General features: G+C 60.3%; 11 protein-coding genes. 8 read left to right on the plus strand and 3 right to left on the minus strand.

The genetic code is table 11. The features are described from left to right. The first annotated feature begins 99 nt into the window (after nucleotides 1–99). From nuoG to nuoN, 8 genes are read left to right on the plus strand one after another with little or no spacing between them, the layout of a single operon-like run. Nucleotides 100–2,814, plus strand: coding sequence for an NADH-quinone oxidoreductase subunit NuoG (gene nuoG, locus QMK58_RS19955; protein WP_053161450.1), 2,715 nt, complete (start codon nucleotides 100–102; stop codon nucleotides 2,812–2,814). Then, nucleotides 2,811–3,818 carry an NADH-quinone oxidoreductase subunit NuoH gene (gene nuoH, locus QMK58_RS19960; RefSeq protein WP_053161451.1) on the plus strand — a complete coding sequence of 336 codons (1,008 nt, stop codon included), beginning with the start codon at nucleotides 2,811–2,813 and terminating at the stop codon, nucleotides 3,816–3,818. The genes nuoG and nuoH overlap by 4 nt, the downstream gene beginning before the upstream one ends. 12 nt (nucleotides 3,819–3,830) lie before the next feature. Then, entirely contained in the window at nucleotides 3,831–4,376 is a 546-nt protein-coding gene (gene nuoI, locus QMK58_RS19965) for an NADH-quinone oxidoreductase subunit NuoI (RefSeq protein ID WP_177330210.1), read from the plus strand. Between the two features lie 9 nt (nucleotides 4,377–4,385). Then, nucleotides 4,386–4,889, plus strand: a complete 504-nt coding sequence (gene nuoJ, locus QMK58_RS19970) for an NADH-quinone oxidoreductase subunit J (RefSeq protein WP_053161453.1) — start codon at nucleotides 4,386–4,388, stop codon at nucleotides 4,887–4,889. A gap of 2 nt (nucleotides 4,890–4,891) precedes the next feature. Next, nucleotides 4,892–5,200 (plus strand): NADH-quinone oxidoreductase subunit NuoK, encoded by a 309-nt coding sequence (gene nuoK / locus QMK58_RS19975; protein WP_007946416.1) that lies wholly within the window; start codon nucleotides 4,892–4,894, stop codon nucleotides 5,198–5,200. Further along, complete coding sequence (gene nuoL, locus QMK58_RS19980; protein ID WP_053161454.1) at nucleotides 5,197–7,050, plus strand: NADH-quinone oxidoreductase subunit L; 1,854 nt, start codon at nucleotides 5,197–5,199, stop codon at nucleotides 7,048–7,050. The genes nuoK and nuoL overlap by 4 nt, the downstream gene beginning before the upstream one ends. Nucleotides 7,051–7,089: 39 nt before the next feature. After that, nucleotides 7,090–8,622 carry an NADH-quinone oxidoreductase subunit M gene (gene nuoM, locus QMK58_RS19985; RefSeq protein WP_053161455.1) on the plus strand — a complete coding sequence of 511 codons (1,533 nt, stop codon included), beginning with the start codon at nucleotides 7,090–7,092 and terminating at the stop codon, nucleotides 8,620–8,622. Nucleotides 8,623–8,629: 7 nt separating this feature from the next. Further along, on the plus strand, nucleotides 8,630–10,093 hold the full coding sequence (gene nuoN, locus QMK58_RS19990) for an NADH-quinone oxidoreductase subunit NuoN (RefSeq protein WP_053161456.1): 1,464 nt from the start codon (nucleotides 8,630–8,632) through the stop codon (nucleotides 10,091–10,093). A gap of 265 nt (nucleotides 10,094–10,358) precedes the next feature. Here the strand turns inward: nuoN and QMK58_RS19995 are convergent, their stop codons facing one another. From QMK58_RS19995 to QMK58_RS20005, 3 genes are read right to left on the minus strand one after another with little or no spacing between them, the layout of a single operon-like run. Further along, nucleotides 10,359–12,101, minus strand: coding sequence for an ABC transporter substrate-binding protein (locus QMK58_RS19995; protein WP_320395303.1), 1,743 nt, complete (start codon nucleotides 12,099–12,101; stop codon nucleotides 10,359–10,361). A gap of 47 nt (nucleotides 12,102–12,148) precedes the next feature. Then, nucleotides 12,149–12,421, minus strand: coding sequence for a DUF2160 domain-containing protein (locus QMK58_RS20000; protein WP_320395304.1), 273 nt, complete (start codon nucleotides 12,419–12,421; stop codon nucleotides 12,149–12,151). 10 nt (nucleotides 12,422–12,431) lie between these two features. Beyond that, on the minus strand, nucleotides 12,432–13,232 hold the full coding sequence (locus QMK58_RS20005; protein WP_053161459.1) for a carbohydrate ABC transporter permease: 801 nt from the start codon (nucleotides 13,230–13,232) through the stop codon (nucleotides 12,432–12,434).

The raw sequence follows: 13,232 nt of genomic DNA on the forward strand, positions 1-13,232 counted from the left end.
TCGTGTGATGACGCCTTTAACGGCTGTGTTGATTCACGCGGATAACAAGATTCCATTAGCCACGCCCGCTGACACCGGGCCAACGAAGAACTTTGAACCATGGCCACTATCCACGTAGACGGCAAAGAGCTCGAAGTCGATGGGGCAGACAACCTGTTACAGGCATGTCTGTCGCTAGGCCTCGATATTCCTTATTTCTGCTGGCACCCTGCCCTAGGCAGCGTTGGCGCTTGCCGCCAGTGCGCGGTCAAGCAGTACACCGACGAGAACGACACCCGTGGTCGTATCGTGATGTCCTGCATGACGCCTGCCACCGACGGCACCTGGATCTCCATCGAAGATGAAGAATCCAAGGCCTTTCGCGCCAGTGTTGTTGAATGGTTGATGACCAACCACCCTCACGACTGCCCGGTCTGTGAAGAAGGCGGTCACTGCCACCTGCAAGACATGACGGTAATGACCGGCCACAACGAGCGCCGTTACCGCTTCACCAAGCGTACCCACCAGAACCAGCAACTGGGCCCGTTCATTTCCCACGAAATGAACCGCTGCATCGCTTGCTACCGCTGCGTGCGCTTCTATAAAGACTACGCTGGCGGCACCGACCTCGGTGTATTCGGCGCCCACGACAACGTGTACTTCGGTCGCGTTGAAGACGGCACCCTGGAAAGCGAGTTCTCCGGCAACCTCACCGAGGTCTGCCCGACCGGTGTGTTCACCGACAAGACTCACTCCGAGCGCTACAACCGCAAGTGGGACATGCAGTTCTCGCCGAGCATCTGCCATGGCTGCTCCAGCGGTTGCAACATCTCCCCGGGCGAACGTTACGGCGAACTGCGTCGCATCGAAAACCGTTTCAACGGTTCGGTGAACCAGTACTTCCTGTGCGACCGTGGCCGTTTCGGCTATGGCTACGTCAACCGCGAAGACCGCCCGCGTCAGCCATTGCTGGCCAACGGCGCCAAGCTGAGCCTCGACGAAGCGCTGGATAAAGCTGCCGACCTGCTGCGCGGTCGCAACATCGTCGGTATCGGTTCGCCTCGCGCCAGCCTCGAAAGCAACTACGCGTTGCGCGAGCTGGTCGGTGCCGAGCACTTCTACTCGGGTATCGAAGCGTCCGAACTGGAACGCATCCGTCTGGTCCTGCAGGTGCTCAAAGACAGCCCGCTGCCGGTACCGAACATGCGTGACATCGAAGACCACGACGCCGTGTTCGTCCTCGGTGAAGACCTGACTCAAACTGCTGCGCGCATGGCCCTGTCCCTGCGTCAATCGGTCAAAGGCAAAGCTGAAGACATGGCCGACGCCATGCGCGTTCAGCCTTGGCTCGACGCCGCGGTGAAGAACATCGGTCAGCACGCGCTGAACCCGCTGTTCATCGCCAGCCTGGCTGAAACCAAACTCGACGACATCGCCGAAGAGTGCGTTCACGCCGCTCCAGACGACCTGGCCCGCATCGGTTTCGCCGTGGCTCACGCCCTCGACGCCAGCGCACCGGCCGTTGAAGGCCTGGACGCCGAAGCCCTCGAACTGGCCAAGCGCATCGCCGACGCCCTGCTCGCGGCCAAGCGCCCACTGATCATCGCCGGCACTTCCCTGGGCTCCAAAGCCCTGATCGAAGCCGCCGCGAACATCGCCAAAGCGTTGAAGCTGCGCGAGAAGAACGGTTCCATCAGCCTGATCGTGCCGGAGGCCAACAGCCTCGGCCTGGCCATGCTCGGTGGTGAATCGGTCGACGCCGCGCTGCAAGCCGTGATCGACGGTAAAGCGGACGCCATCGTCGTGCTGGAAAACGATCTGTACACCCGTACCGACAAAACCAAGGTTGATGCCGCCCTGACCGCCGCGAAAGTGGTGATCGTTGCCGACCATCAGAAGACTGCCACCAGCGACCGCGCGCACCTGGTTCTGCCGGCCGCCAGCTTCGCCGAGGGCGACGGTACGCTGGTCAGCCAGGAAGGCCGCGCCCAGCGCTTCTTCCAGGTTTTCGATCCGAAGTACATGGATGCCAGCATCCTGGTTCACGAAGGCTGGCGCTGGCTGCATGCCCTGCGCGCCACCCTGCTGAACCAGCCGATTGACTGGACCCAGCTGGACCACGCCACCGCCGCCGTTGCTTCGAGCACGTCGATCCTCAATCGCATCGTCGATGCCGCACCGTCCGCCGCGTTCCGCATCAAGGGCATGAAACTGGCCCGCGAACCGCTGCGTTACTCCGGTCGTACCGCCATGCGCGCCGACATCAGCGTGCACGAACCGCGTACCCCGCAGGACAAGGACACCGCGTTTGCCTTCTCGATGGAAGGTTACTCGGGCTCGGCCGAACCGCGTCAGCAAGTGCCATTCGCCTGGTCTCCGGGCTGGAACTCGCCGCAAGCCTGGAACAAGTTCCAGGACGAAGTCGGTGGTCACATCCGCGCTGGCGACCCGGGCACCCGCCTGATCGAAAGCGCTGGTGATTCGCTGAACTGGTTCGCCAGTGTTCCGCGCGCGTTCAACCCTGCTCCAGGTACCTGGCAGGTTGTGCCGTTCTTCCACCTGTTCGGCAGCGAAGAGAACTCTTCCAAAGCCGCTCCGGTTCAGGAACGCATTCCGGCGGCTTATGTTGCACTGGCCAAGTCCGAAGCCGACCGTCTGGGCGTCAACGACGGTGCCATGCTGAGCCTGAACGTGGCCGGCCAGACCCTGCGTCTGCCGCTGCGCATCAACGAAGAGCTGGGCGCCGGTCTGGTCGCACTGCCTGCGGGCATCGCCGGCATTCCGCCAGCGATCTTTGGCAAATCCGTTGACGGTCTGCAGGAGGCAGCTCAATGACCTGGTTCACTCCTGAAGTGATCGACGTGATCATCGCGGTCCTCAAGGCCGTGGTGATTCTGCTCGCCGTGGTGGTGTGCGGTGCCCTGCTCAGCTGGGTCGAGCGTCGTCTGCTCGCCCTCTGGCAGGACCGTTACGGTCCGAACCGCGTGGGTCCGTTCGGCGCGTTCCAGATCGCCGCCGACATGATCAAGATGTTCTTCAAGGAAGACTGGACGCCTCCATTCGCCGACAAGATGATCTTCACCCTGGCACCGGTAGTCGCCATGAGCGCCCTGCTGATTGCCTTCGCGATCATCCCGATCACCCCGACCTGGGGCGTGGCGGACATCAACATCGGCATCCTGTTCTTCTTCGCCATGGCTGGCCTGTCGGTCTACGCGGTGCTGTTCGCCGGTTGGTCGAGCAACAACAAGTTTGCCCTGCTGGGCAGCTTGCGGGCCTCGGCACAAACCGTGTCGTACGAAGTGTTCATGGGCCTGTCGCTGATGGGCATCGTGATCCAGGTCGGCTCGTTCAACATGCGCGACATCGTTGAATACCAAGCGCAGAACCTGTGGTTCATCATTCCGCAGATCTTCGGTTTCCTGACCTTCTTCATCGCTGGCGTCGCCGTGACTCACCGTCACCCGTTCGACCAGCCGGAAGCGGAACAGGAACTGGCCGACGGTTACCACATTGAATACGCCGGCATGAAATGGGGCATGTTCTTCGTCGGCGAGTACATCGGTATCGTGCTGATTTCGGCGCTGCTGGTGACCTTGTTCTTCGGTGGCTGGCACGGTCCGTTCGGCATCCTGCCGCAGATCCCGTTCATCTGGTTCGCACTGAAAACCGCGTTCTTCATCATGATCTTCATTCTGTTGCGCGCCTCGATTCCGCGCCCACGGTATGACCAAGTGATGGATTTCAGCTGGAAGTTCTGCTTGCCGCTGACCCTCGTCAACATGCTGGTGACCGCTGCGATCGTGTTGCTCAACACGCCCGCCGTCGCGGCTCAGTGAGGATAGAGAATCATGAAGTACATATTTGACATCGTGCATGGCTTCTACACCCAGCTTCGCAGCCTGGTGATGATTTTCGGCCACGCCTTCCGCAAGCGCGACACGCTGCAGTACCCGGAAGAGGCGGTCTACCTGCCGCCGCGCTACCGTGGGCGTATCGTCCTGACCCGCGACCCTGACGGTGAAGAGCGTTGTGTAGCGTGCAACCTGTGCGCCGTGGCGTGCCCGGTCGGTTGCATCTCGCTGCAGAAAGCTGAAACCGAAGACGGTCGCTGGTACCCGGACTTCTTCCGCATCAACTTCTCGCGCTGCATCTTTTGCGGCCTCTGCGAGGAAGCCTGCCCGACCACCGCGATCCAGCTCACGCCGGATTTCGAAATGGCCGAGTTCAAACGTCAGGACCTGGTTTACGAGAAAGAAGATCTGCTGATCTCCGGCCCCGGCAAAAACCCTGATTACAACTTCTATCGTGTTGCAGGTATGGCGATTGCCGGGAAGCCCAAAGGCTCCGCGCAAAATGAAGCCGAACCGATCAACGTGAAGAGCTTGCTGCCTTAAGGAAGAAAGATGGAATTCGCTTTCTATTTCGCATCGGGTATCGCTGTGGTGTCCACGCTTCGCGTGATCACCAACACCAACCCTGTGCACGCCCTGCTCTACCTGATCATTTCGCTGATCGCCGTGGCCATGACGTTCTTTGCCCTCGGCGCACCGTTTGCCGGTGTCCTGGAAGTGATCGCCTACGCTGGCGCCATCATGGTGCTGTTCGTGTTCGTGGTGATGATGCTGAACCTTGGCCCGGCCTCGGTTCAGCAAGAGCGCGTCTGGCTCAAGCCCGGCATCTGGGGCGGGCCCGTCCTGCTCGCCGCGCTGCTGCTGGTAGAACTGCTGTATGTGCTGTTCTCCCACCAGACCGGTGAAGCCATCGGCCACACCACCGTAGACGCCAAGGCCGTGGGCATCAGCCTGTTCGGTCCTTACCTGCTGGTGGTCGAACTCGCCTCGATGCTGCTGCTCGCTGCAGCCGTCACGGCGTTCCACTTGGGCCGCAACGAAGCCAAGGAGCAATGACGATGCCTGCTATCCCTATGGAGCATGGTCTGGCGGTCGCCGGCATCCTGTTCTGCCTCGGTCTGGTCGGCCTGATGGTCCGCCGCAACATTTTGTTTGTGTTGATGAGTCTTGAAGTGATGATGAACGCCTCTGCACTCGCGTTCATCGTTGCCGGTAGCCGCTGGGCGCAGCCGGATGGACAGATCATGTTCATCCTGGTGATCAGCCTGGCAGCCGCCGAGGCCAGTATTGGCCTGGCGATCCTGCTGCAACTGTATCGCCGCTTCCACACGCTCGATATCGACGCTGCCAGTGAGATGCGCGGATGAACCTACTCTTTCTGACTTTCGTATTCCCTCTCATTGGTTTCCTGCTGCTGTCGTTCTCCCGTGGACGCATCTCGGAAAACCTGGCCGCACTGATCGGCGTGGGTTCCATCGGTCTGTCGGCGATCGTTACCGCCTACGTGATCTGGCAATTCAACGTCGCCCCGCCAGAAGGCGGTCACTACACCCAGGTGTTGTGGCAGTGGATGGCGGTGGAAGGCTTCACGCCGAACTTCGCGCTGTATCTGGACGGCCTGTCCGTGACCATGCTCGGCGTGGTTGTCGGCGTCGGCTTCCTGATCCACCTGTTCGCGTCCTGGTACATGCGCGGTGAAGACGGTTACTCGCGCTTCTTCGCGTACACCAACCTGTTTATCGCCAGCATGCTGTTCCTGGTGCTGGGCGATAACCTGTTGTTCCTGTACTTCGGCTGGGAAGGCGTGGGCCTGTGCTCGTACCTGTTGATCGGTTTCTACTACAGCAACCGCAACAACGGTAACGCCGCACTCAAGGCCTTCATCGTGACCCGTATCGGTGACGTGTTCATGGCCATCGGCCTGTTCATTCTGTTTGCCCAACTGGGCACGCTGAACGTCCAGGAACTGCTGGTGCTGGCACCGCAGAAATTCCAGGCCGGCGACTTCTGGATGGTCATGGCCACCCTGATGCTGCTCGGTGGTGCTGTCGGTAAATCCGCGCAACTGCCGCTGCAAACCTGGCTGGCGGACGCGATGGCAGGTCCTACCCCGGTTTCGGCACTGATCCACGCGGCAACCATGGTGACCGCCGGTGTCTACCTGATCGCCCGTACCCACGGCCTGTTCACCCTGGCGCCGGAAATCCTGCACCTGGTGGGCATCGTTGGCGGCGTGACCCTGGTTCTGGCGGGCTTCGCAGCCCTGGTTCAGACCGACATCAAGCGTATCCTCGCCTACTCGACCATGAGCCAGATCGGCTACATGTTCCTGGCCCTGGGCGTTGGTGCCTGGGACGGCGCGATCTTTCACCTGATGACCCACGCCTTCTTCAAGGCCCTGCTGTTCCTTGCTTCCGGTGCGGTGATCGTTGCCTGCCACCACGAGCAGAACATCTTCAAGATGGGCGGTCTGTGGAAGAAACTGCCACTGGCCTACGCCAGCTTCATCGTCGGCGGCGCGGCCCTGGCGGCCCTGCCTCTGGTCACCGCAGGCTTCTACTCCAAGGACGAAATCCTCTGGGAAGCGTTCGCCAGCGGCAACAACGGTCTGCTCTACGCAGGTCTGGTCGGCGCGTTCATGACCTCGCTGTACACCTTCCGCCTGATCTTCATCGCGTTCCACGGTGAAGCGAAGACCGAAGCCCACGCCGGTCACGGCATTGCCCACTGGCTGCCGCTGTCGGTGCTGATCGTATTGTCGACCTTCATCGGCGCGATGATCGTTCCACCGCTGCACGGTGTGCTGCCACAAAGCGTCGGTCATGCCGGCGGCGAAGCCAAGCACAGCCTGGAAATCGCTTCGGGCGCCATCGCCCTGGCCGGTATCCTGCTGGCTGCGCTGCTGTTCCTCGGCAAGCGTCGCTTCGTCACCGCCATCGCCAACAGCGGCATCGGCCGTTTCCTCTCGGCCTGGTGGTTCGCTGCCTGGGGCTTCGACTGGATCTACGACAAACTGTTCGTCAAGCCTTACCTGGCGATCAGCCACATCCTGCGCAAAGACCCGCTCGACCAGACCATCGGTCTGATCCCGCGCATGGCCAAAGGCGGTCACACCGCCCTGAGCCGTACCGAGACCGGTCAACTGCGTTGGTATGCCGCCTCGATGGCTGCGGGTGCCGTGCTGGTCATTGGCGCTGTCGTGCTGGTAGCGGTCTGACATGAACCTTGCGAATTTGCGAAAGGAAACGAACCCGTCATGATTCTGCCTTGGCTAATCCTGATTCCCTTCATCGGCGGCCTGCTGTGCTGGATGGGTGAGCGCTTCGGCTCTACCCTCCCACGCTGGATTGCGCTGTTGACCATGTCCCTGGAACTCGCACTCGGCCTCTGGCTGTGGTCCCAGGGCGACTATTCATTTGCTCCGGCGCCTGGCGCCGATCCGACCTGGGTGCTTGAGTTCAAGCATGTCTGGATCCAGCGTTTCGGCATCAGCGTGCACCTGGCCCTCGACGGCCTGTCGCTGCTGATGATCCTGCTGACCGGTCTGCTGGGTGTGCTCTCGGTACTCTGCTCGTGGAAAGAAATTCAACGTCACGTTGGCTTCTTCCACCTGAACCTGATGTGGATCCTGGGCGGTGTCGTCGGCGTGTTCCTCGCCCTCGACCTGTTCATGTTCTTCTTCTTCTGGGAAATGATGCTGGTGCCGATGTACTTCCTCATCGCGCTCTGGGGTCACAGTTCTTCGGACGGCAAGAAAACCCGGATCTACGCGGCAACCAAGTTCTTCATCTTCACTCAGGCTTCCGGCCTGATCATGCTGGTGGCGATCCTGGGTCTGGTACTGGTCAACTTCAACGAAACCGGCGTGATTACGTTCAACTACGCCGACCTGTTGAAAACCAAGATGTCGATGACCACCGAGTACATCCTGATGCTCGGCTTCTTCATTGCCTTCGCAGTCAAGCTGCCGGTCGTACCGTTCCACTCCTGGTTGCCTGACGCTCACGCCCAGGCGCCGACCGCAGGTTCCGTCGACCTCGCCGGTATCTTGCTGAAGACCGCGGCCTACGGCCTGCTGCGTTTCGCCCTGCCGCTGTTCCCGAATGCCTCGGCAGAGTTCGCGCCGATCGCCATGACCCTGGGTCTGATCGGGATCTTCTACGGTGCGTTCCTGGCGTTCGCGCAAACCGACATCAAGCGTCTGATTGCCTTCTCGTCCGTTTCCCACATGGGCTTCGTACTGATCGGCATTTACTCCGGCAGCCAACTGGCACTGCAAGGTGCAGTGATGCAGATGCTGGCGCACGGTCTGTCGGCAGCCGCACTCTTTATCCTGAGTGGCCAGCTGTACGAACGCACCCACACCCGCGACATGCGTGAAATGGGTGGCCTGTGGTCGAAGATCGCTTACCTGCCGGCCCTGAGCCTGTTCTTCGCCGCCGCGTCGCTGGGCTTGCCGGGTACCGGTAACTTCGTCGGTGAGTTCCTGATCCTGATCGGCACGTTCCCTGCTGCGCCGTTGGTCACCATCATCGCGACGTCCGGCCTGGTGTTCGGTTCGGTCTACTCGCTGATCATGATTCACCGTGCGTACTTCGGCCCGTCCAAATCGGACGCGGTGCTGCATGGCATGGACGGTCGCGAACTGATCATGGTGGTCGGACTGGCTGCATTGCTGATCTACATCGGCGTGTACCCACAACCGTTCCTCGATACCTCTGCCGCGACGATGCATGGCGTGCAGCAGTGGCTCGGCACCGCCTTCACTCAACTCGCTTCGGCCCGGTAAGAGCGCTATGGAATTCACGACTCAACACTTTATCGCGCTTGCGCCGTTGTTGATCACCAGCGCCACGATCATCGTGGTGATGCTGGCGATCGCCTGGCGCCGCAACCACTCGCAGACCTTCCTGATTTCCGTGGCGGGTCTGAACCTGGCACTGTTGTCGATCCTGCCTGCCTTGAAAGTCGCGCCCCTGGCCGTGACGCCATTGCTGCAAATCGACACCTTCGCTTGCCTGTACATGGCGCTGATCCTGGTCGCCACCCTCGCCTGTGTGACCCTCGCCCACGCCTACCTCGGCGATGGTGGTTCGGGTTACCCGGGCAACCGTGAAGAACTGTACCTGCTGATCCTGATGGCCGCCGCCGGTGGCCTGGTGCTGGTCAGCGCGCAGCACCTGGCCGGGTTGTTCATCGGTCTGGAACTGCTGTCGGTGCCGGTCTACGGTCTGGTGGCTTACGCCTTCTTCAACAAGCGTTCGCTGGAAGCCGGTATCAAGTACATGGTGCTGTCGGCTGCCGGTTCCGCGTTCCTGTTGTTCGGTATGGCGCTGCTGTACGCAGACTCTGGCTCCCTGAGCTTCGTCGGCATCGGTCAGGCGCTGGCGGCTACCGGCCTGCCTAGCTCGCTGGCACAACTGGGCCTTGGCATGATGCTGATCGGTCTGGCGTTCAAGCTGTCGCTGGTGCCGTTCCACCTCTGGACGCCGGACGTGTACGAAGGTGCTCCGGCGCCGGTCGCAGCGTTCCTGGCAACTGCGTCCAAAGTGGCCGTGTTCGCTGTAATGGTGCGTCTGTTCCAGATCTCCCCAGCGGCAAGCAGCGGCGTGCTGAGCGACGTGCTGACCATCATCGCCATCGCGTCGATCCTGTTCGGTAACCTGCTGGCGCTGACCCAGAGCAACCTCAAGCGTCTGCTGGGTTACTCGTCCATCGCTCACTTCGGTTACCTGCTGATCGCCCTCGTGGCGAGCAAGGGTCTGGCCGTGGAAGCCATCGGCGTGTACCTGGTCACCTACGTGATCACCAGCCTCGGCGCCTTCGGCGTGATCACCCTGATGTCCTCGCCGTACAACGGTCGTGACGCGGACGCCCTGTACGAATACCGCGGCCTGTTTTGGCGCCGTCCGTACCTGACCGCCGTGCTGACCGTGATGATGCTGTCCCTGGCCGGTATCCCGCTGACCGCGGGCTTCATCGGCAAGTTCTACATCATCGCCACCGGTGTCGAATCCCATCAATGGTGGCTGGTCGGTTCCCTGGTACTGGGCAGCGCCATCGGCGTGTTCTACTACCTGCGCGTCATGGTCACCCTGTTCCTGATCGAACCGAACCTGCGTCGCCACGATGCGCAACTGCACTGGGAACAAAAAGCAGGCGGCGTGATGCTGCTGGCTATCGCCCTGGTCGCGTTCTTCCTCGGCGTCTATCCACAACCGCTGCTGAGCCTGGTTCAGCAATCGGGTCTGGCGGGTTGATCGCTTAAGCGACATTCGGCAGTAAACAAAAACGGCACCTTCGGGTGCCGTTTTTGTTTTTGTGGGATTCAACGTCCAAAGATCGCAGCCTTCGGCAGCTCCTACATTGGGATGGCGTGCGCCCTGTAGGAACTGCCGAAGGCTGTGATCTTTTGATCCTCTACCCCTCGCCTTTTTTATGTGCGGGCTTGTTCGAAAGACACGGTCCATCAGGCAAAAATGCAAACGGCACCTTACGGTGCCGTTCGCATCCTACAGCTCGACCTTATTTACGCGCCGCCTCCCACGATTTCAGCAGTTCGGCATAGCTCACGGTTTCGCCCTTAGGCTTTTCGTTTTCCAGTTTCGGCTTCGGTGCGCCCGGCTGGTCGAACCAATATTGCGCATCGCGCTCCGGGTTCATTTTCGGGGCGCAGGTGGCTTGTGCCTTGGAGCGTTCCAGACGGGTCATGATCGCGTCCTGATCCTTGGCCAGGCCATCAAGTGCCTGTTGCGGGGTTTTCTCGCCGCTGGCCGCTTCCGCGATGTGGCTCCACCACAATTGCGCGAGGCGAGGATAATCCGGCACGTTGGTCCCGGTCGGGGTCCATTGCACACGGGCCGGGCTGCGGTAGAACTCGACCAGGCCACCGAGTTTCGGCGCCAGATCGGTCATCGCTTGGGAGTTGATGTCCGATTCGCGGATCGGCGTCAGACCGACGATGGTCTTCTTCAGCGACACGGTTTTCGAGGTCACGAATTGCGCGTACAGCCAGGCCGCGAGTTTTTGCTTCTCGGGCGTGGATTTCATGAAGGTCCAGGAACCCACATCCTGATAGCCCAGCTTCATGCCCTCCTCCCAGTAAGGTCCGCGCGGCGACGGTGCCATGCGCCATTTCGGCGTGCCGTCGGCATTCATCACCGCCAGACCCGGTTTGGTCATGTCGGCGGTGAATGCGGTGTACCAGAAGATCTGCTGGGCGATGTTGCCTTGGGATGGCACCGGACCGGATTCCGAGAAGGTCATGCCCGCCGCTTCCGGTGGCGCATACTTCTTCAGCCAATCGACGTACTTGGTGGTGGCGAAGACCGCCGCCGGGCCGTTGGTGTCGCCGCCGCGAGTCACACTGGATCCCACCGGATGGCAGTCCTCGACACGGATGCCCCACTCGTCCACCGGCAGACCATTGGGGATGCCCTTGTCGCCGCCACCGGCCATGGAGAACCAGGCATCGGTGAACCGCCAGCCGAGCGACGGGTCTTTCTTGCCGTAGTCCATGTGCCCGTACACGCGTTTGCCGTCGATTTCCTTGACGTCTTCGCTGAAGAACTGGGCGATGTCTTCATAGGCCGACCAGTTCACCGGCACGCCCAATTCGTAGCCGTACTTTTCCTTGAACCTGGCTTTTAGGTCCGCACGTTCGAACCAGTCGGCGCGGAACCAGTACAGGTTGGCAAACTGCTGGTCGGGCAATTGATAAATCTTGCCGTCTGGTGCAGTGGTGAAGGAGATGCCGATGAAGTCCTTGATGTCGAGGGTCGGCGAGGTGAAGTTCTTGCCCTCGTTGGCCATCAGGTCGGTGATCGATTCGGTCTTGCCGTAGCGAAAGTGCGTGCCGATCAGGTCCGAGTCGTTGACCCAGCCGTCATAGATGTTCTTGTCCGACTGCATCTGGGTTTGCAGCTTTTCCACCACGTCGCCTTCCTGCAACAGGTCGTGGGTCAATTTGATCCCGGTGATCTCGCTGAAGGCCTTGGCCAGCACCTTGGATTCATACTCGTGAGTGGCGATGGTTTCCGACACCACTTTGATGCTCATCCCTCGAAACGGCTCTGCGGCCTTGATGAACCATTTCAACTCTTCAAGTTGCTGATCCACCGTCAGGGTGGATGGCTTGAACTCACTGCCAATCCATTTCTTCGCTGCGTCTTCATAGGCGTCGGCCCAGGCCGATGCGCTCAAACCGCTGAGTGCCAGCATGGCTGCCAATGAAATGCTATGTCGCAGCTTGTTGTTTTTGTCGAACATAGAGACCTCCTGTTTAAGTTTCGGAGCAACATTGCCGAGCGATTCGACTAGCCCCAACGCATCACAGCCAACAGCCACACCAGGGACAACGCAAAGGCGACCCAGATGCTCCAGTCGGTGACGCCGATTACCAGCAAATGCAGGTAGGCGCTGCCGAGAAGACCGATAAACAACCGATCGCCACGGGTGGTGGCAATCGGCAACAAACCACGTCGAAGCACACTCGGCGAACGCAATTCCCAAGCGGTCATGCCCACCAGGATCAAGGCAATGACGCTGAAGAACACTGCCGTCGGGACCGTCCAGCTCATCCATTCCATCATCAACTCCTCATACCCGGCCCAGGGCAAAGCCCTTGGCCACGTGGTTGCGCACAAACCAGATCACCAACATGCCCGGCAGGATGGTCAACACCCCCGCTGCTGCGAGCACGCCCCAGTCGATGCCGGAGGCCGAGACCGTACGGGTCATCACCGCTGCAATGGGTTTGGCGTTCACCGACGTCAACGTGCGCGCCAGCAGCAGTTCGACCCAGGAAAACATGAAGCAGAAAAATGCAGTGACGCCGATGCCGGAGCCGATCAGCGGGATGAAAATCTTCACGAAGAACTTGGGAAAACTGTAGCCATCGATGTAGGCGGTTTCGTCAATTTCCTTGGGCACCCCAGACATGAAGCCTTCAAGAATCCACACCGCCAACGGCACGTTGAACAGGCAATGGGCCAAGGCCACGGCGATGTGCGTGTCGAACAGCCCGATCGACGAGTACAGCTGGAAGAATGGCAGCAGGAACACCGCTGGCGGCGCCATGCGGTTGGTCAGCAACCAGAAGAACAAGTGCTTGTCGCCGAGGAAGCGGTAACGCGAAAACGCATAGGCCGCCGGCAGCGCCACACTCAGGGAAATCACCGTGTTCAGGCTCACGTAGTACAGCGAGTTGAGGTAACCGGTATACCAGGCCGGATCGGTGAAGATCACCTTGTAGTTGTGGAAGGTGAAATCCTGGGGAAACAGCGTCAGGCCGCCGAGGATTTCGTTGTTGCTCTTGAAGGACATGTTCAACAGCCAATAGATCGGCACCAGCAGGAACAGGATGTAGATCAGCAAAGGAATCAGCTTTCGCTTGCTCAT

Origin of the sequence: Pseudomonas sp. P8_241 (assembly GCF_034008315.1) — a bacterium.
GTDB lineage: Bacteria > Pseudomonadota > Gammaproteobacteria > Pseudomonadales > Pseudomonadaceae > Aquipseudomonas.

Excerpts from the sequence above, each read along its gene's own strand:
- nuoH (WP_053161451.1), top strand. The coding sequence starts at position 2,811 with ATGACCTGGTTCACTCCTGAAGTGATCGACGTGATCATCGCGGTCCTC.
- QMK58_RS20005 (WP_053161459.1), bottom strand. The coding sequence starts at position 13,232 with ATGAGCAAGCGAAAGCTGATTCCTTTGCTGATCTACATCCTGTTCCTG.
- nuoJ (WP_053161453.1), top strand. The coding sequence starts at position 4,386 with ATGGAATTCGCTTTCTATTTCGCATCGGGTATCGCTGTGGTGTCCACG.
- nuoG (WP_053161450.1), top strand. The coding sequence starts at position 100 with ATGGCCACTATCCACGTAGACGGCAAAGAGCTCGAAGTCGATGGGGCA.
- nuoK (WP_007946416.1), top strand. The coding sequence starts at position 4,892 with ATGCCTGCTATCCCTATGGAGCATGGTCTGGCGGTCGCCGGCATCCTG.
- nuoM (WP_053161455.1), top strand. The coding sequence starts at position 7,090 with ATGATTCTGCCTTGGCTAATCCTGATTCCCTTCATCGGCGGCCTGCTG.
- QMK58_RS19995 (WP_320395303.1), bottom strand. The coding sequence starts at position 12,101 with ATGTTCGACAAAAACAACAAGCTGCGACATAGCATTTCATTGGCAGCC.
- nuoN (WP_053161456.1), top strand. The coding sequence starts at position 8,630 with ATGGAATTCACGACTCAACACTTTATCGCGCTTGCGCCGTTGTTGATC.
- nuoI (WP_177330210.1), top strand. The coding sequence starts at position 3,831 with ATGAAGTACATATTTGACATCGTGCATGGCTTCTACACCCAGCTTCGC.
- QMK58_RS20000 (WP_320395304.1), bottom strand. The coding sequence starts at position 12,421 with ATGGAATGGATGAGCTGGACGGTCCCGACGGCAGTGTTCTTCAGCGTC.
- nuoL (WP_053161454.1), top strand. The coding sequence starts at position 5,197 with ATGAACCTACTCTTTCTGACTTTCGTATTCCCTCTCATTGGTTTCCTG.